At 50.4% G+C, this 14,788-nt stretch carries 15 protein-coding genes; all 15 read left to right on the forward strand.

Annotated features, from left to right (window positions below; translation table 11 throughout):
* Nucleotides 1-262 precede the first annotated feature (262 nt).
* The 15 genes from nusB to PUQ60_RS10605 all read left to right on the forward strand — a co-directional run bounded on the left by nusB (nt 263) and on the right by PUQ60_RS10605 (nt 14,748).
* The gene (nusB, locus tag PUQ60_RS10535) at nt 263-706 is read left to right on the forward strand and encodes a transcription antitermination factor NusB (RefSeq protein ID WP_273380802.1); all 444 of its coding nucleotides are present in this window, start codon (nt 263-265) and stop codon (nt 704-706) included.
* Between the two features lie 3 nt (nt 707-709).
* The gene (gene xseA / locus PUQ60_RS10540) at nt 710-1,921 is read left to right on the forward strand and encodes an exodeoxyribonuclease VII large subunit (RefSeq protein WP_273380800.1); all 1,212 of its coding nucleotides are present in this window, start codon (nt 710-712) and stop codon (nt 1,919-1,921) included.
* Nucleotides 1,922-2,030: 109 nt separating this feature from the next.
* Nucleotides 2,031-2,240 (forward strand): exodeoxyribonuclease VII small subunit, encoded by a 210-nt coding sequence (gene xseB / locus PUQ60_RS10545; protein WP_022359935.1) that lies wholly within the window; start codon nt 2,031-2,033, stop codon nt 2,238-2,240.
* 5 nt (nt 2,241-2,245) lie between these two features.
* A complete protein-coding gene (locus PUQ60_RS10550) occupies nt 2,246-3,136 on the forward strand; it encodes a polyprenyl synthetase family protein (protein ID WP_273380804.1) in 891 nt (296 codons plus the stop codon).
* Between the two features lie 61 nt (nt 3,137-3,197).
* A complete protein-coding gene (gene dxs / locus PUQ60_RS10555) occupies nt 3,198-5,078 on the forward strand; it encodes a 1-deoxy-D-xylulose-5-phosphate synthase (RefSeq protein ID WP_273380798.1) in 1,881 nt (626 codons plus the stop codon).
* Between the two features lie 42 nt (nt 5,079-5,120).
* Entirely contained in the window at nt 5,121-5,969 is an 849-nt protein-coding gene (locus PUQ60_RS10560; protein WP_107000291.1) for a TlyA family RNA methyltransferase, read from the forward strand.
* The gene (locus PUQ60_RS10565) at nt 5,966-6,835 is read left to right on the forward strand and encodes an NAD(+)/NADH kinase (RefSeq protein WP_273380785.1); all 870 of its coding nucleotides are present in this window, start codon (nt 5,966-5,968) and stop codon (nt 6,833-6,835) included. The genes PUQ60_RS10560 and PUQ60_RS10565 overlap by 4 nt, the downstream gene beginning before the upstream one ends.
* 14 nt (nt 6,836-6,849) lie before the next feature.
* Nucleotides 6,850-7,299, forward strand: a complete 450-nt coding sequence (argR, locus tag PUQ60_RS10570; protein WP_022359930.1) for an arginine repressor — start codon at nt 6,850-6,852, stop codon at nt 7,297-7,299.
* 59 nt (nt 7,300-7,358) lie between these two features.
* On the forward strand, nt 7,359-9,026 hold the full coding sequence (gene recN, locus PUQ60_RS10575) for a DNA repair protein RecN (RefSeq protein WP_273380782.1): 1,668 nt from the start codon (nt 7,359-7,361) through the stop codon (nt 9,024-9,026).
* A 727-nt stretch (nt 9,027-9,753) separates the two neighbouring features.
* Complete coding sequence (locus tag PUQ60_RS10580; RefSeq protein WP_273380780.1) at nt 9,754-10,617, forward strand: tyrosine-type recombinase/integrase; 864 nt, start codon at nt 9,754-9,756, stop codon at nt 10,615-10,617.
* Between the two features lie 239 nt (nt 10,618-10,856).
* Complete coding sequence (locus PUQ60_RS10585; protein WP_273380778.1) at nt 10,857-11,564, forward strand: hypothetical protein; 708 nt, start codon at nt 10,857-10,859, stop codon at nt 11,562-11,564.
* A gap of 83 nt (nt 11,565-11,647) precedes the next feature.
* Nucleotides 11,648-12,424 (forward strand): CpsB/CapC family capsule biosynthesis tyrosine phosphatase, encoded by a 777-nt coding sequence (locus PUQ60_RS10590; protein ID WP_273380776.1) that lies wholly within the window; start codon nt 11,648-11,650, stop codon nt 12,422-12,424.
* Between the two features lie 153 nt (nt 12,425-12,577).
* Nucleotides 12,578-13,366 carry a Wzz/FepE/Etk N-terminal domain-containing protein gene (locus PUQ60_RS10595; protein ID WP_118522083.1) on the forward strand — a complete coding sequence of 263 codons (789 nt, stop codon included), beginning with the start codon at nt 12,578-12,580 and terminating at the stop codon, nt 13,364-13,366.
* Between the two features lie 6 nt (nt 13,367-13,372).
* Complete coding sequence (locus tag PUQ60_RS10600) at nt 13,373-14,092, forward strand: CpsD/CapB family tyrosine-protein kinase (protein WP_118522084.1); 720 nt, start codon at nt 13,373-13,375, stop codon at nt 14,090-14,092.
* Nucleotides 14,089-14,748, forward strand: a complete 660-nt coding sequence (locus tag PUQ60_RS10605; RefSeq protein WP_273380773.1) for an LCP family protein — start codon at nt 14,089-14,091, stop codon at nt 14,746-14,748. Before PUQ60_RS10600 ends, PUQ60_RS10605 begins: the two co-directional genes overlap by 4 nt.
* Nucleotides 14,749-14,788: the final 40 nt, after the last annotated feature.

Consider the following 14,788-nt stretch of genomic DNA (forward strand, 5'->3'; position numbering starts at 1 on the left):
ACGTTTTCTTACGGCACTTTCGGTTCCAAAAGTGCCTACCCGTGAACAGTAACTTTGGCGGATTCTTTTTCTCAAACTCTTGTGAAAAAACCGGGGATACGGTATAATGATACATTAGAATAGTAGAAATATAACAATTATGCAGGAAAGACTGTGGATATTCAGAAAACGATTGCGGCGGATTACGAAAGGGATATTTGCGATACCGAGGCAGCAAATCGGGCGTATCAGACGGATAGAAACAGGTAACAGGAGGATTAGTATGACCAGAAGAGAACTGAGAGAACATTGCTTTAAGCTGCTTTTCTGTGCGGATTTTTACCCGACGGATGAGATGCAGGGGCAGGTGGATGTATATTTTACAGAGCCGAAAGAGGAGGACGATGTTCCGAGCGGAATCGGCGATATCATCCATAATCCGATGTTAGACACCTTTGACGGCGGATACGTAAAGAGCAAGGTTGAGAAGATTCTGGATGTGCTTCCGGAGCTTGACAAGGCAATCGATGGGGTTGCACAGGGATGGACTACCCGACGTATGGGCAAGGTGGAACTGACGATCCTGCGCCTGGCATTATACGAGATCAAGCACGATGACGATGTACCGGAGAAGGTAGCGATCAATGAGGCGGTCGAGCTGGCGAAGAAGTTCGGCGGCGATGATTCACCGGCATTTATCAACGGCATTTTAGCGAAGCTGGTATAAGCGATGGCTGGCGTATATTCGGTTTCGCAGGTTAATGCATACATTAAAAATATGTTCGCACAGGACTTTGCCCTGAACCGGATTTCGGTCAAGGGCGAGGTTTCTAACTGCAAATATCATACGTCCGGTCATATTTATTTTACCTTGAAAGACGGTCTGGGAGCGATGCAGGCAGTTATGTTTGCCAGTAGACGGAAGGGACTTACGTTCCATCTGGAAGAAGGACAGCAGGTGGTCGTGAAGGGCAGCATCGAAGTGTATGAGCGGGATGGAAGATACCAGCTCTATGCCAGCGAGATCACGCTGGACGGCACGGGCGATTTATTCCGGCGCTTTGAGAAACTGAGAAATGAATTAGAAGAAATGGGGATGTTTTCCCCGGAATATAAAACGCCGATCCCAAAGTATGCAAAAACGGTCGGTATCGTGACGGCGAGCACCGGCGCAGCAATCCGGGATATTATCAATATCTCGGGGCGGCGGAATCCTTATGTGCAGCTTGTCCTCTGCCCGGCACTGGTGCAGGGAGCAGGGGCAGCGCCGAGTATCGTGCGGGCGATCCAGACCCTGGATGCACTGCATCTGGATGTGCTGATCGTCGGGCGCGGAGGCGGTTCGATTGAGGATCTGTGGGCGTTCAATGAGGAGAGTGTGGCGCGGGCGATTTTTGCGTGCCGGACGCCGGTAATCTCGGCGGTCGGGCATGAGACAGACGTTACGATCGCGGACTATGTGGCGGATCTGCGTGCTCCGACTCCTTCGGCGGCGGCAGAACTGGCGGTTTTTGATTACCACCTGTTTGAGCAGCAGTGCATTGCGGCGGCACAGCAGATGACGAAGCGGATGGAGCAGAAGGCGGAGCAGTATGCCTATCGTCTGGAACAGTTTCGTCTGCGCCTGCAGCTTCACAGTCCGCAGAGCCAGTTAAATGAGAGACGGCAGTATCTGGAAGATGCGAGAGTTAAGATGGCGCGCCAGATGGAGAAAAAGGTGTCCGATCTGCGCCATCGTCTGGAACTGGTGTGCAGCCGGATGGATGGTCTCTCCCCGTTAAAAAAGATAAGCGGCGGATATGGGTTCGTGACGGATGCAGATGGAAAACGTGTGGAGACAGTGACAGGATTGCAAGCTGGGGATACGCTGACCGTCCGTCTGCCGGATGGACGCGTGGAGGCGGAGATCCGGGAGGTTTATCAGGAAAACCTGCCTGGGTAAAAAGTGGTTCATTGTGTTGCGTGTGAATCATAACAGAGAGATTTGAGAACACGTTTTCTTTCAGGAAAGATTCCGAGAGTATATTTAGATAAAACAGGAGGCAGGATCGATGGCAGAAAATAAGGAAGAACTTTCGATCGAGGAAATGTTTGACCGTCTGGATGGCATTATGCGGACGCTGGAGGACAGCCGCAGCACGCTGGAAGAATCGTTTGCGTCGTATGAGGCGGGAATGCGTCTGGTCCGCGCCTGCAGTGAAAAGATAGATAAGGTTGAAAAACAGATTATGGTCGTAAACGGCGAGGAGACGGAGGCGTGACAGAGATGGAAAATGCAAAGGAACGGCTGGCACAGGCAGTCAAAGAAACGGAAGAGATTGTATATTCTTATCTTCCGGCAGAGGAAGGGCATCAGAAAACGATCTTTGAAGCGATGAATTACAGCGTGAAGGCAGGCGGCAAACGCCTTCGTCCGATTCTGATGCGTGAGGTATACCGTCTGTTTGGCGGTCAGGGAAAAGAGATTGAGCCGCTGATGGCGGCGATCGAGATGATTCATACATCTTCCCTGATTCATGACGATCTTCCATGTATGGACAATGACGAGTACCGCCGTGGAAAAAAGACGACCTGGGTTGCATATGGGTATGATATGGCAGTTCTGGCGGGAGATGCCCTTCTGATCTACGCGATCGAGACGGCGGCAAAGGCATTTGCGATGACGCCGGATGCGGCAAAGGTGGGACGCTGTATCCAGATTTTATCCGAAAAAACGGGTATTTACGGCATGATCGGCGGTCAGACGGTGGATGTGGAACTGACGAATCAGCCGATTCCGAAGGATAAGCTGGATTTTATCTACCGTTTAAAGACGGGAGCACTTTTGGAGGCTTCGATGGTGATCGGAGCCGTGATGGCGGGCGCGAGCGAAGCTGAGTGCGGGACAGTAGAGCGTATGGCGGCGGCGATCGGTCTGGCGTTCCAGATCCAGGATGATATTCTCGACGTTACCAGCAGCCAGGAGGTGCTTGGAAAACCGGTTCTGAGCGATGAGAAAAACAATAAAACCACTTATGTGACATTGGAGGGAATCGAGAAATCGAAGCATGATGTCAAACAGCTTTCGGAGACGGCGGTTGATATCCTCTATTCCCTGCCTGGAAAGAATGAATTCCTCGAAGAGCTGATCGAGATGCTGGTCAGCCGTGAAAAATAAAAAATCCAATCGAAGACCGGGGACGACAGCGGATGTGGAAAACGGTTTGGGGGATGAAAGAATGGTATTAGATACGATAAAAGGACCGGAGGATGTAAAACGGTTGAGCGAGGAAGAACGCAAGGAGCTGGCGGCGGAAATCCGCGAGTTTCTGATCGAGACGACAAGCCGGACAGGCGGTCATTTGGCGTCCAATTTAGGCGTGGTGGAACTGACGATTGCAATGTTCTGCGCGCTGAATCTTCCGAAGGATAAGATTATCTGGGATGTAGGGCACCAGTCCTATACGCACAAGATTTTAAGCGGGCGGAAGGATAATTTTGATGGGCTGCGCCAGTATGGGGGCTTGAGCGGTTTCCCGAAGCGGAAGGAAAGCCCGTTTGATGCGTTCGACACGGGACACAGCTCGACTTCGATCTCGGCGGGGCTGGGGATGGCGCAGGGGCGCGATCTGCTGGGCGAGGATTATTCGATCGTTTCCGTCATCGGGGACGGCGCGCTGACCGGCGGCATGGCGTATGAGGCGCTCAACAATGCGGGACGGCTCAAGACGAATTTTATTATTGTTTTAAATGATAATAATATGTCCATTTCGGAAAATGTCGGCGGTATGTCGCGGTATCTGAATAATCTTCGTGCAGATGAGGGCTACAATCTGTTGAAGAAGAATGTGGCGGGCACGTTATCGCGGATCCCGATGATCGGTTCGGATCTGGTCGGCACGCTGCTCCGGACAAAGAACAGCATCAAGCAGCTTCTGATTCCGGGCATGTGGTTTGAAAATATGGGAATCACGTATCTGGGACCGGTGGATGGACATGATATTAAGGGGTTGATCCGTATTTTCAGCGAGGCGAAAAAGATCAACCGCGCGGTGCTGATCCATGTGATTACGAAAAAGGGCAAGGGATACCGTCCGGCGGAGAAGAATCCGTCGGCATTTCACGGAGTTGAACCATTTGATATTGAAACGGGAAAACCGCTCCGGAAAAAGGAACATCCGGGCTATACAGATGTATTTTCCAGAGAAATCTGCCGTCTGGCAGCGGAAAATCCGAAGATCGTGGCGGTGACGGCAGCGATGCCGGATGGAACGGGGCTCAAACGGTTCTCGAAAGAATATCCGGACCGCTTTTTCGATGTGGGAATCGCGGAGGAACACGCGGTTACCTCGGCGGCGGGTATGGCGGCAGCCGGTCTGAAACCGGTGGTGGCGGTGTATTCGTCCTTTTTACAGAGGGCATATGATCAGGTCATTCACGATGTCTGTATCCAGAATCTTCCGGTTGTGTTCTGCGTGGATCGCGCGGGACTGGTCGGAAGCGATGGGGAGACGCATCAGGGTATTTTTGATTTGACATTCCTCTCCTCTGTGCCGAATATGAGCGTGATGGCGCCGAAAAACCGCTGGGAACTGGAAAAGATGCTGCAGTTTGCCATCTCCTACGATGGACCGATTGCGATCCGTTATCCGAGGGGCGAGGCGTACCGGGGTTTGAAGGAATTTTTGGCACCGGTCGAGTATGGCGTCAGCGAGATGTTGTATGAGGAGAGAGGGACGGCGCTTCTGGCAGTCGGAAGCATGGTCAGCACGGCAGAGCATATCCGGGAGAAATTAAAGAGTGCCGGGCAGCCGTGTACGCTGGTCAACGGGCGGTTTGTGAAACCGATGGATACCGACGTGATCGACCATCTGGCAGGAACGCACCATACGATCGTGACACTGGAGGAAAATGTCCTGCGCGGCGGTTACGGCGAGCGGGCGACGGATTATGTACAGAAGCATTATCCGCAGATCAAGGTAGTTAATATAGCGCTGCCGGATGCCTACGTCGAACACGGAAATGTGTCGGTGCTCCGGAATGAGCTGGGAATTGACAGTGATTCGATTCTGGCGCAGCTGAAACGTGAAGGTGTGCTGGAGACTGACGCGGAAGCATGATGGGAAACAAAAGAGTGGCAGCAGCGGAAGGAAGAACATAGAATGAAAGAACGGTTAGATGTACTTCTCGTCAAGAGAGGTCTGGCAGAATCCCGTGAGAAGGCGAAAGCGATCATCATGTCCGGGATTGTATATGTAGAAGATCAGAAAGAAGACAAGGCGGGTACGACCTTCGATGAAAATGCGAAGATCGAGGTACGTGGATCTACCTTAAAATATGTGAGCCGCGGAGGTCTGAAACTGGAGAAGGCGATGACGCATTTCGGAGTGACGCTGGATCAAAAGGTCTGTATGGATGTCGGCGCGTCCACAGGCGGATTTACCGACTGTATGCTGCAGAATGGTGCGGTCAAGGTGTTTTCGGTCGATGTAGGACATGGACAGCTGGCGTGGAAACTTCGCAATGATCCGCGTGTGGTCTGCATGGAGAAGACAAACATCCGTTATGTGACACCGGAGGATATCGGCGAGCCGGTAGATTTCTCTTCGATCGACGTTTCCTTTATTTCCCTGACGAAGGTTTTAGGTCCGGTCAAGGAGATTTTAAGCCCGGGCGGCGAGGTGGTTGCACTGATCAAGCCGCAGTTCGAGGCGGGACGTGAGAAAGTCGGAAAGAAGGGCGTTGTCCGCGAGAAGAGCACGCATCTGGAGGTCATTCAGATGGTGATGGCATACGCGGCAGAGATCGGTTTTGAGATCCGGAATCTGGAATTTTCCCCGATCAAGGGACCGGAGGGAAATATCGAGTACCTCCTGTACCTGCATAAACCGGAACAGGCATCGGAGGAAACTGTGACTGGTGAGGAAGCACTTGCAAAAGCGGAAAAAGAGTGTCCGGTTTCACCGGAACAGGTTGTTGAGGAAGCTCACAGGGAGTTAGACAAAACATGAGAAATTTCTATCTGATTGTAAACCGCGAAAAGCCGCGCGTAGAGGAGGCGGCCGGTCTGATTTGCAGCTTTTTTGCGGAACAGGGCTGCCGCTGCATTCGTCTGGATCGCCATGATGGACTTCGCAGGGACGCAGAAGTGGCTGCGGCATACCGCTATACCGATCGCCGGACGGTGCCGGAGGATACAGATTGTGTGATCTGTCTGGGCGGTGATGGAACGCTGATTCAGGCGGCGCGTGATCTGGCGGGACGGAAGATTCCACTGTTTGGCATCAATATGGGGCATCTGGGGTATCTGACGCAGATCGGGCATGAGGAGGACATTCTGCCTGCCATGCGGGATCTGATGGAAGATCACTACCGTCTGGAAAGCCGGATGATGCTCAAGGGGTGCGTGATTTCCGGCGGGAAGGTCATCATGGAGGATATCGCGTTGAATGATATCGTCCTGAACCGTATGGGAATCGATGCGTTCCGGTTTGAGCTGGCTGTCAATGGACAGCTGTTTAACGAGTATTCGGCGGACGGCATGGTGGTTGCGACCCCGACCGGTTCGACGGCATACAACCTGTCAGCGGGCGGTCCGATCGTGGCGCCGGAGGCGGATCTGATGGTATTGACACCGCTCTGCCCGCATTCACTCAATTCGCGCAGCATCGTTCTGCCGCCGGATAACCATTTGAGCCTGCGGATTCAGACGACCGGGCGGACGAAGGTTTCGCTGAGCTTTGACGGCGATACGGTGGTTGATATTGAGCCGGGTGATACAATCGAGATAGCAAAATCAGAGATCGAGACGACATTGATTCAGCTCAAACAGGTGCCATTTTTGGAAAATATACGGAACAAAATGAAACAGATATAAAAGGAGTCAGAGCCATGAAAATGGAACGTCACAGCAAGATTGTGGAATTGATTGGAAAATATGAGATTGAAACGCAGGAAGAGCTGGCGGAATATCTGAATAAAGAGGGATACAATGTCACGCAGGCAACGGTTTCCAGGGATATCCGGGAGTTAAAGCTGTCTAAGATCCAGACAGAAAACGGCGGACAGAAATATGCGGTTTTCCATCCTCAGACGGCGTTCAATGATAAATATACCCGTATTCTGCACGATAGCTTCGTTTCCATGGATATGGCGCAGAACATCCTTGTCATCAAGACGGTGTCAGGCATGGCGATGGCAGTCGCGGCAGCGCTCGATGCCATCCATTTTTCAGAGATTGTCGGCTGCATCGCCGGGGACGATACGGTCATGTGCGCAGTCCGTACGGTGGACGATACGATCGTGCTGATGGACAAGATCCGCAAGCTGATTGCGGGATGAGGTAAGGTGGGTTCACGCATTTTTTGCGGGAACCGCTGATAAGGAGGAACGGAAAGCGGATGCTTTATCATTTACGAGTGAAAAATCTGGCTCTGATCGATTCGGCGGAGGTGGAGTTCGGGGACGGACTCAACATTCTGACCGGTGAGACGGGAGCCGGAAAATCGATCATCATCGGTTCGGTCCAGATTGCGCTGGGCGGAAAAGCACCGAAAGAGATGATACGCCGGGGCTGCGACAGCGCCTACATTGAACTGGTTTTCTCCATCGATGATGAGAGAAAGCGCGAGCAGCTGAAGGAACACGATGTTTACCCTGATGAAGAGGGAATTTTAATCATTTCTAAGAAAATCACACCGACCCGGAGCATCAGCCGCATCAACGACGAGACGGTAACGGCTGCAAGGCTGCGGGAGATTACGGGTCTTCTGATCGATCTGCACGGACAGCATGAACACCAGTCGCTGGTGAATGCGTCAAAACATCTGGAAATCCTCGATGCGTATGGCGGGGAGAAACTTCTCCCATTCAAACAGAATACGGAAGCTGCCTATCGCTTGTATATGCAGTTAAAACAGAAATGTGCCGCATTTGCATCCGATCAGGAGACGAGACTGCGGGAGATGGATTTCTGCCGGTTTGAGATCGAGGAGATTGAAAATGCCGCGTTAAAGGATGGCGAAGAGGAAAAGGTGGCAGCCGATTTTAAGCGGTTTTCCAATGCCAGACGGATCGCTGAGAGTCTTTCACAGGCATATGACGCGGTGTCCGGCGATGCGGTGTCGCGGGCGTTCCGTGAGATCGATGGTGCGATGGCATTTGACGAGGGATTGAAGGGGATCCGTGACGAGCTGTGCGATGTAGATTCCCTTCTTTCGGATCTTTCCAGGGAGATCGCCGGATATATGGACGATATGACCTTTGACGAAGCGGCATTTCAGGAGACACAGGAGCGGCTTGACCTGATCCGGAGCCTGGAAACCAAGTATGGGAAGACGATCCCGGAGGTACTTCAGGCGTTGGAAGAAAAGAAAGCGCGACTGCAGGAACTGGAGAATTACGATGAACTTCGGGAACGGGCGGAAAAAGAACTGGAACAGGCGGAAGCAGTACTGAAAGAACATTCCGAGGCATTGTCAGCAGCGCGTAAGCAGTTTGCCGGGGAGCTGGTGGAGAAGATCGCAGACGGGCTTCGGGAACTGAATTTCCTTGATGTGCAGTTTAAGATGGAGTTTAGGCGGCTGGATCATTTCACGGCGGGCGGTATCGACGAGCCGGAATTCCTGATTTCCACGAATCCGGGCGAACCGGTTCGGCCGCTCGGTATGGTGGCGTCCGGCGGTGAGCTGTCGCGTATCATGCTGGCAATCAAGACGGTGCTGGCGGAGACCGATCAGGTTCCAACGTTGATTTTTGATGAGATTGACACCGGTATCAGCGGGCGGACTGCACAGATGGTATCGGAGAAGCTGCGGATCCTCTCCAAATGCCGTCAGGTCATCTGCATCACGCACCTGCCGCAGATCGCGGCGATGGCGGACCAGCACTTCGAGATCCGCAAATCCGCGTCCGATGGACGGACGGCAACCTCCATCCGCGCCTTAGACCGCGAGGCGATGGTGGACGAACTTGCGAGACTGCTGGGCGGCGCGGAGATCACCGAGACCGTGCGGCAGAATGCGGAGGAGATGAAGAAGCTGGCAAAGGAGCGGAAGCTGGAGGTGTGATTATAAATTAAATATAAGATTCGGATTCAGAAAAATGTCGCGTAAGGCGGCATTTTTTTGATCCCCAGATACCAATTAGGTCGAAGTTTGACCGTTTGCGTCGAAGTGGTTTTGGAATAGATGCATATATGATAAAGTTAAAATAGAAAGTATTGGGGATAAAAATAAGAACGGCAGAAATCTTAACTGGAACAAAGACATTTCAAAAAGCAAAAACATGTATTTATAATACGGATGGAATGCCCGTTTATGTGGATATTCCGACCGAATATGGAAAAACATGGTTGAAGGATCTGGTCACAGGAAATGCATCTATCTGTCTTGAATTGGATCAGGAGTTAAAGACAGATAATCATAAAGATTAGAAAAACAATTGACAATTAACAAGTAGCATGATGAAATTACAATTCAAGAAAAATTAAGGATGTGTTGCAGTAGCGATTTTTTAATCGTTACTGCAACACATCCTTTTTTGCTCTTGTAGCAGTCAGAAGGTTGAACAAGATAAAAACAAAGAAAACCACACAAAATCAACTGTGCAAAATATAAATATGCTATAGGTATGTAATGAATTATTATTGCACAAAAATACAAGGCATGATATCATAAGACATGAAAGCATTTCTGTATGGAGATATGGAAAGAGAGGTATGATAGAAGTACCCACTTTTCTGGGATTTTGTTTTATATTGTCAGAAAAACAGGACGGCATAATAGGAGGAACACGATGAACGATAGTTTGGACTGCCTTCAGGCATATAAAGAATATTTGATTGAACGAGAGATGAGTGAAAACACGATCGAAAAGTATCTGAGGGACGTAAGAGCCTTCGTCAGATATATGGGAGGACGGGAGCTGGAGAGAGCGGAGGTTTTGAGATACAAAAAAGAACTCCTGGCGCAGTATAAAATCACAAGCGCCAATTCCATGCTGACTGCGCTCAACCATTTTTTTAAGTGGCTCGGGAGAAACGAACTTTGCATGAAGACCTGCCGCCAGCAGAGGCAGATTTTCCGGGATGCAGAAAAAGATCTGACGCGGGAAGAATACCGCAGGCTGCTGCAGACGGCGGGGAGAGAGGGGAAAGAGAGGCTTCGGTGTCTCCTGCAGGCGATCGCCGGAACCGGAATGCGGATCGGCGAACTGAGCTGCCTGACCGTGGAAGCGCTCAAAAAAAAGAAGATAGAGATTCATTTTAAGGGAAAGCAGCGGATCATCCTGATACCGAGGACACTGGAAATGATTTTGCGGGATTACTGTCGGAAATACCGGATCAAATCGGGGTGTATTTTCTGCACAGTGTCCGGAAAACCGATGGATCGGAAAAATATATGGAAGGAAATGAAAAAACTATGCAGAGGCGCGAGGGTGGCGGAAACAAAAGTATTTCCCCATAATCTGCGCCATCTGTTTGCGCGGTGTTTTTATGAACAGGAAAAAGATCTGGTCAGGCTGGCAGACTATCTGGGGCATAGCAGCATAGAGACGACGCGCCGTTATACGATGCTTACCAGCGAGGAAGTTTGCAAAAAATCACTGGAACTTGATTTGTTTTCCGAAAAAAACAGGGGGAGAATACGAACGACATAATATGTATTATGTAGTGCGCAGTCTCCTCCTGTTTTTTTAGATAAAGTAATACTACCATCAAATAACAGGAAAAGCAACTTATTTGAAGCATATTCGCATAATTTTACAAATCTATAAGTTGCAGGGACTTTTAAAAATTCAGAAAAATCCAGCATTTTTGAAAAAGAAATACCTCAGCTTATTTCTGTATTCCACTTATGTACCACATAATACATATTATGTGGTACAGGGGGGAGTATATGGGATGTGAAAATCTGGCTGGAATGAAGTTCGCTCATCTTCTGGTTTTAAAAAGAGATGAGATGAAAAAAAGCACACATTCCTACTGGCTTTGTCAATGTGACTGCGGAACCATATGTTCCGTAGCCGGGACGCATCTGAAGACAGGGCACACCAAAAGCTGCGGCTGCTATCGAAAAAGAAAACAGGTACACGGCTGGCTGGATCTGACAGGCAAGCGCTATGGACGCCTGCAGGTTCTTGGCCCGTGGGAGAAACATTCTCCTCTTTTAGAGGTGGTAAAAGAAGGCGAGTCTTCTGTAGAGGAAGGCAAACTGGCAGCTCAGGGAGACCTGTGGTTCTGCCAATGTGACTGCGGCAAGCATTGTGTCTGTCAGAAAGAAAACCTGCGCTTTGGAAAAACCAGAAGCTGTGGCTGCCTTAGGCAGGAACAGAGAAAAGCAAATATGCGCAATTCCATCCATTTTGCAGAAAATACCTGTCTGGAGCGGATCGCGAGCCGGAAAGAGGCAGCGAACAATACCAGTGGACACAGGGGTGTATACCGGAGAGAAAATGGAAAATGGCGCGCCAGCATCGGATTCCAGGGAAAAGTTTATAACCTTGGCACCTTTGTGGACTATGAGGATGCAGTAAAAGCCAGATTGGAAGCAGAGAAAAAGTATTATGACAGATTTTTGGAACAATATCAGAACAGGACGAAGTAGGTGGACAGCAAAAAACGATGGTGTAAGCTGTCTATTTCGCGTGTATTCAGACAGAAAAATGACTGACTAAGGAGAGAAGTGCAATGGCGCGCAAAACGCAGAGAAGACCGGACAAGATAGAACTGGGTGTGGTGGATATCCATACGCACGTGCTCCCGGGGATAGATGATGGGGCAGAGAAAATGGCACTCAGTTACCGGATGCTTCGGAGATCTTATAAGCAGGGCGTCCGGAAGGTGATAGCCACCCCACACTATGCAACGTATCACTGGCGGACAAAACCGCAGCAGATACAAGAGCTTATGGAGAAGTTGGCGGCTCGTGTCAGGAAGGCGATGCCCGATCTTGAACTCTACCGGGGGCAGGAAATCCAATACTTCGAAGGCATGGTCGAGATGCTCCGGGAAGGAAAGCTTCTGACACTGGCGGGCAGCCGGTACGTGCTGACCGAGTTTCTGCCGACATCCTCCTGGAGCCAGATTGAGCGCGCTGTCCGGGAGCTGACGATGGCGGGCTATCTGCCTGTGCTGGCACATATCGAGCGGTACCAGTGTCTGCGGGAAAAAGGACGCCTGGAAGAGCTAATGAAGGAAGGCGCGTATCTCCAGATGAACTACGGAAGCCTCACGAAACTGAGCCATTTCTGGAAAATAAGGGAGCGCCTGGACCGGAGGTGGTGCCGCCGGACACTTCTAGCCGGTTACATCAGTTTCCTGGGAACCGACATGCATGGCAACCGCCACCGGGTTCCCAACAGTGCGAAAGCCATCGCATGGATCCGGAAAAAGGGAGGCAGTGAGCTTGCCAGACAGCTGTCGATCGAAAATCCGGAAAAGATCATACTGGATGAGAAATTGTAAAAGAATAGATGTTTGCGAAAAAATGCAAATGTTTTTCGAAATCACGTGGTTACAGAACATTGACAAATTCCGTTACCGAGCATGTATGCGTGAACCGTAACATTGTAACAATGTCTGACAGATAAAAACAATACGAAAAGGGAAAAGGAAGGTATGGAAAAGAGAAAAAATCAAGGACAAGAATGGGAAGACGAGGAAGTAATCGATCTGGGTGAAATCTTTTATGCATTACTCCGGAAACTCTGGGTCATCATTGCAGTGGCGGTGCTCGGAGCCGGAATCGGCGGAGCATACAGCTATTTTCTGCTCACACCGCAGTACAGCTCAACGGCGAAGATTTATGTACTGACGAAAGAGACAACGCTGACCTCGTTAGCCGATCTGCAGATCGGCACGCAGCTGACACAGGATTACAAGACGATCATCACCGGTCGTTCCGTTATGGAAGAGGTGGTTGATAAGCTTCATCTGGATATGGATTATAAAGAACTGGTCAGAAAAATTAAGGTGGAGAACCCGTCGGATACTCGTATTTTAAACATTTCTGCACTGGATCCGGATGCGGAAATGGCAAAAAAAATTGTCGATATGACCGCAAAGGTGGCATCCGACTATGTCGGCGAGATCATGGAAATGACGCCGCCGAAACTCATCGAGAGCGGTGAGGTGGCAAACCAGAAAACCAGCCCGAGCAATACGAAAAACGCGCTAATCGGCGCACTGATTGCCGCAGTGATCGTGTGCGGATACATTACACTGACGGTTATCCTGAATGATACCATCCGTTCGGAAGAAGATGTGGAGAAATATCTGGAACTGCCGGTACTGGCAGCGATCCCAGAGAGCAAGATCCACGGACGGGGCGAGAAGAAGGTAAAACGTACCTCTGGTATCTGGGATATCATCAATCCATTTGCCGGAAAAGATAAGAAGGAAAGGTAGGAGACCATGGCAATTCAGAACGGATTCATCCAGATCATACAGGATGAGAAAAGAGATTATCAGTATGAGGAAGCAATGAAGACACTCCGTACCAACATCCAGTTTTCCGGAAATGGGCTCAAGGTCATCATGCTGACCAGCGCAATGCCGGATGAAGGAAAGAGTGAGACCTCCTTCCAGCTTGCGATCTCGATGGCACAGACAGAGGGACGCGTGTTATTTATCGATGCGGATATCCGTAAATCCGTGCTGGTATCCCGTTTCGGGGGCGGACAGCAGATTTACGGACTGACACAGTACCTGACCGGGCAGCGGCCTTTAGGGGAGGTTCTGTATCACACGAACCTGCCGAACCTGGATATCATTTTTTCCGGTCCGATGGCACCGAACCCGGCAGAGCTTCTGAGCGAGGATGCATTTAGTAAGCTGATTGCGTGGGCGAGAAATGAGTACGACACGATCATCATCGATACGCCGCCGCTCGGAAGTGTCATTGACGGTGCGATCATCGCACAGCGCTGCGACGGCGCGATCCTGCTAGTTGAGAGCGGTGCACTCAGCTATCGTCTGGTGCAGAAAGCCAAAAGACAGCTGGAGCGGACCGGCTGCCGGATCCTCGGCGCGGTGCTGAACCGCGTGGACATGGCTGGCAGCGGCTACTATCACAGATACTATGGTAAATATTCGAAATATACAAAATATTATGAAAACGAGCCAGCCAAATGAAAAAACAAAAAATGATTCGGTGGCTCGCCTGGGCGGTGGCAGGAATCGCCTGTGTGGCGGGCGGCATTCATGTTAACCAGAAATATCAAGAAAGAGAAGCGGCAATCCGTGCGATTGAAGCCCGTGCTCAGGCAAAAAGCCAGGAGGAAGAAGACCTTGCAAATGGAATTTTGACCTGGAATGGCAAGAAATACCGCCGCAACACGGCGATTCGGGCGATTCTCTGCATAGGTGTCGATACCAAGGGGGAGATGGAAGCCCAGAACGTCGCTGGAAAAGGCGGAGACGCCGATGCACTCTTTTTAGTGGCGCAGGACGCTGCCAAGGATGAGGCACAGATTGTGTTAATTCCGAGAAATACGATGACAGAGATCGAGGTTTTTGACTATTTCGGAAACCCAATCGGAACCGAGACGAAGCAGCTGACACTTGCCTATGCGTTCGGGGACGGACGCGAAAAAAGCTGTGAGCTGACAGTGGGAGCACTTTCTAAGCTACTATTTGGACTTCAGATAGACGGATACTTTGCCGTCAATATGGACTCCATCCCCTATTTTAATGACGCGGTCGGCGGCGTACCCATCACGGTTGAAGATGAGATGATCGCAGAGAAATATCCGGACGATTTCAAGATGGGAGAAACCCGTCTCCCTTAATTAAAGATATTGTTGGGTAAAAAAGAAAGGTCAGTCGATT

This window comes from Clostridium sp. AF02-29, assembly GCF_934835585.1.
GTDB lineage: Bacteria > Bacillota > Clostridia > Lachnospirales > Lachnospiraceae > Otoolea > Otoolea fessa.

Coding starts and splice junctions, on each gene's coding strand:
- nusB (WP_273380802.1), top strand. CDS start 263: ATGACCAGAAGAGAACTGAGAGAACATTGCTTTAAGCTGCTTTTCTGT.
- xseA (WP_273380800.1), top strand. CDS start 710: ATGGCTGGCGTATATTCGGTTTCGCAGGTTAATGCATACATTAAAAAT.
- xseB (WP_022359935.1), top strand. CDS start 2,031: ATGGCAGAAAATAAGGAAGAACTTTCGATCGAGGAAATGTTTGACCGT.
- PUQ60_RS10550 (WP_273380804.1), top strand. CDS start 2,246: ATGGAAAATGCAAAGGAACGGCTGGCACAGGCAGTCAAAGAAACGGAA.
- dxs (WP_273380798.1), top strand. CDS start 3,198: ATGGTATTAGATACGATAAAAGGACCGGAGGATGTAAAACGGTTGAGC.
- PUQ60_RS10560 (WP_107000291.1), top strand. CDS start 5,121: ATGAAAGAACGGTTAGATGTACTTCTCGTCAAGAGAGGTCTGGCAGAA.
- PUQ60_RS10565 (WP_273380785.1), top strand. CDS start 5,966: ATGAGAAATTTCTATCTGATTGTAAACCGCGAAAAGCCGCGCGTAGAG.
- argR (WP_022359930.1), top strand. CDS start 6,850: ATGAAAATGGAACGTCACAGCAAGATTGTGGAATTGATTGGAAAATAT.
- recN (WP_273380782.1), top strand. CDS start 7,359: ATGCTTTATCATTTACGAGTGAAAAATCTGGCTCTGATCGATTCGGCG.
- PUQ60_RS10580 (WP_273380780.1), top strand. CDS start 9,754: ATGAACGATAGTTTGGACTGCCTTCAGGCATATAAAGAATATTTGATT.
- PUQ60_RS10585 (WP_273380778.1), top strand. CDS start 10,857: ATGGGATGTGAAAATCTGGCTGGAATGAAGTTCGCTCATCTTCTGGTT.
- PUQ60_RS10590 (WP_273380776.1), top strand. CDS start 11,648: ATGGCGCGCAAAACGCAGAGAAGACCGGACAAGATAGAACTGGGTGTG.
- PUQ60_RS10595 (WP_118522083.1), top strand. CDS start 12,578: ATGGAAAAGAGAAAAAATCAAGGACAAGAATGGGAAGACGAGGAAGTA.
- PUQ60_RS10600 (WP_118522084.1), top strand. CDS start 13,373: ATGGCAATTCAGAACGGATTCATCCAGATCATACAGGATGAGAAAAGA.
- PUQ60_RS10605 (WP_273380773.1), top strand. CDS start 14,089: ATGAAAAAACAAAAAATGATTCGGTGGCTCGCCTGGGCGGTGGCAGGA.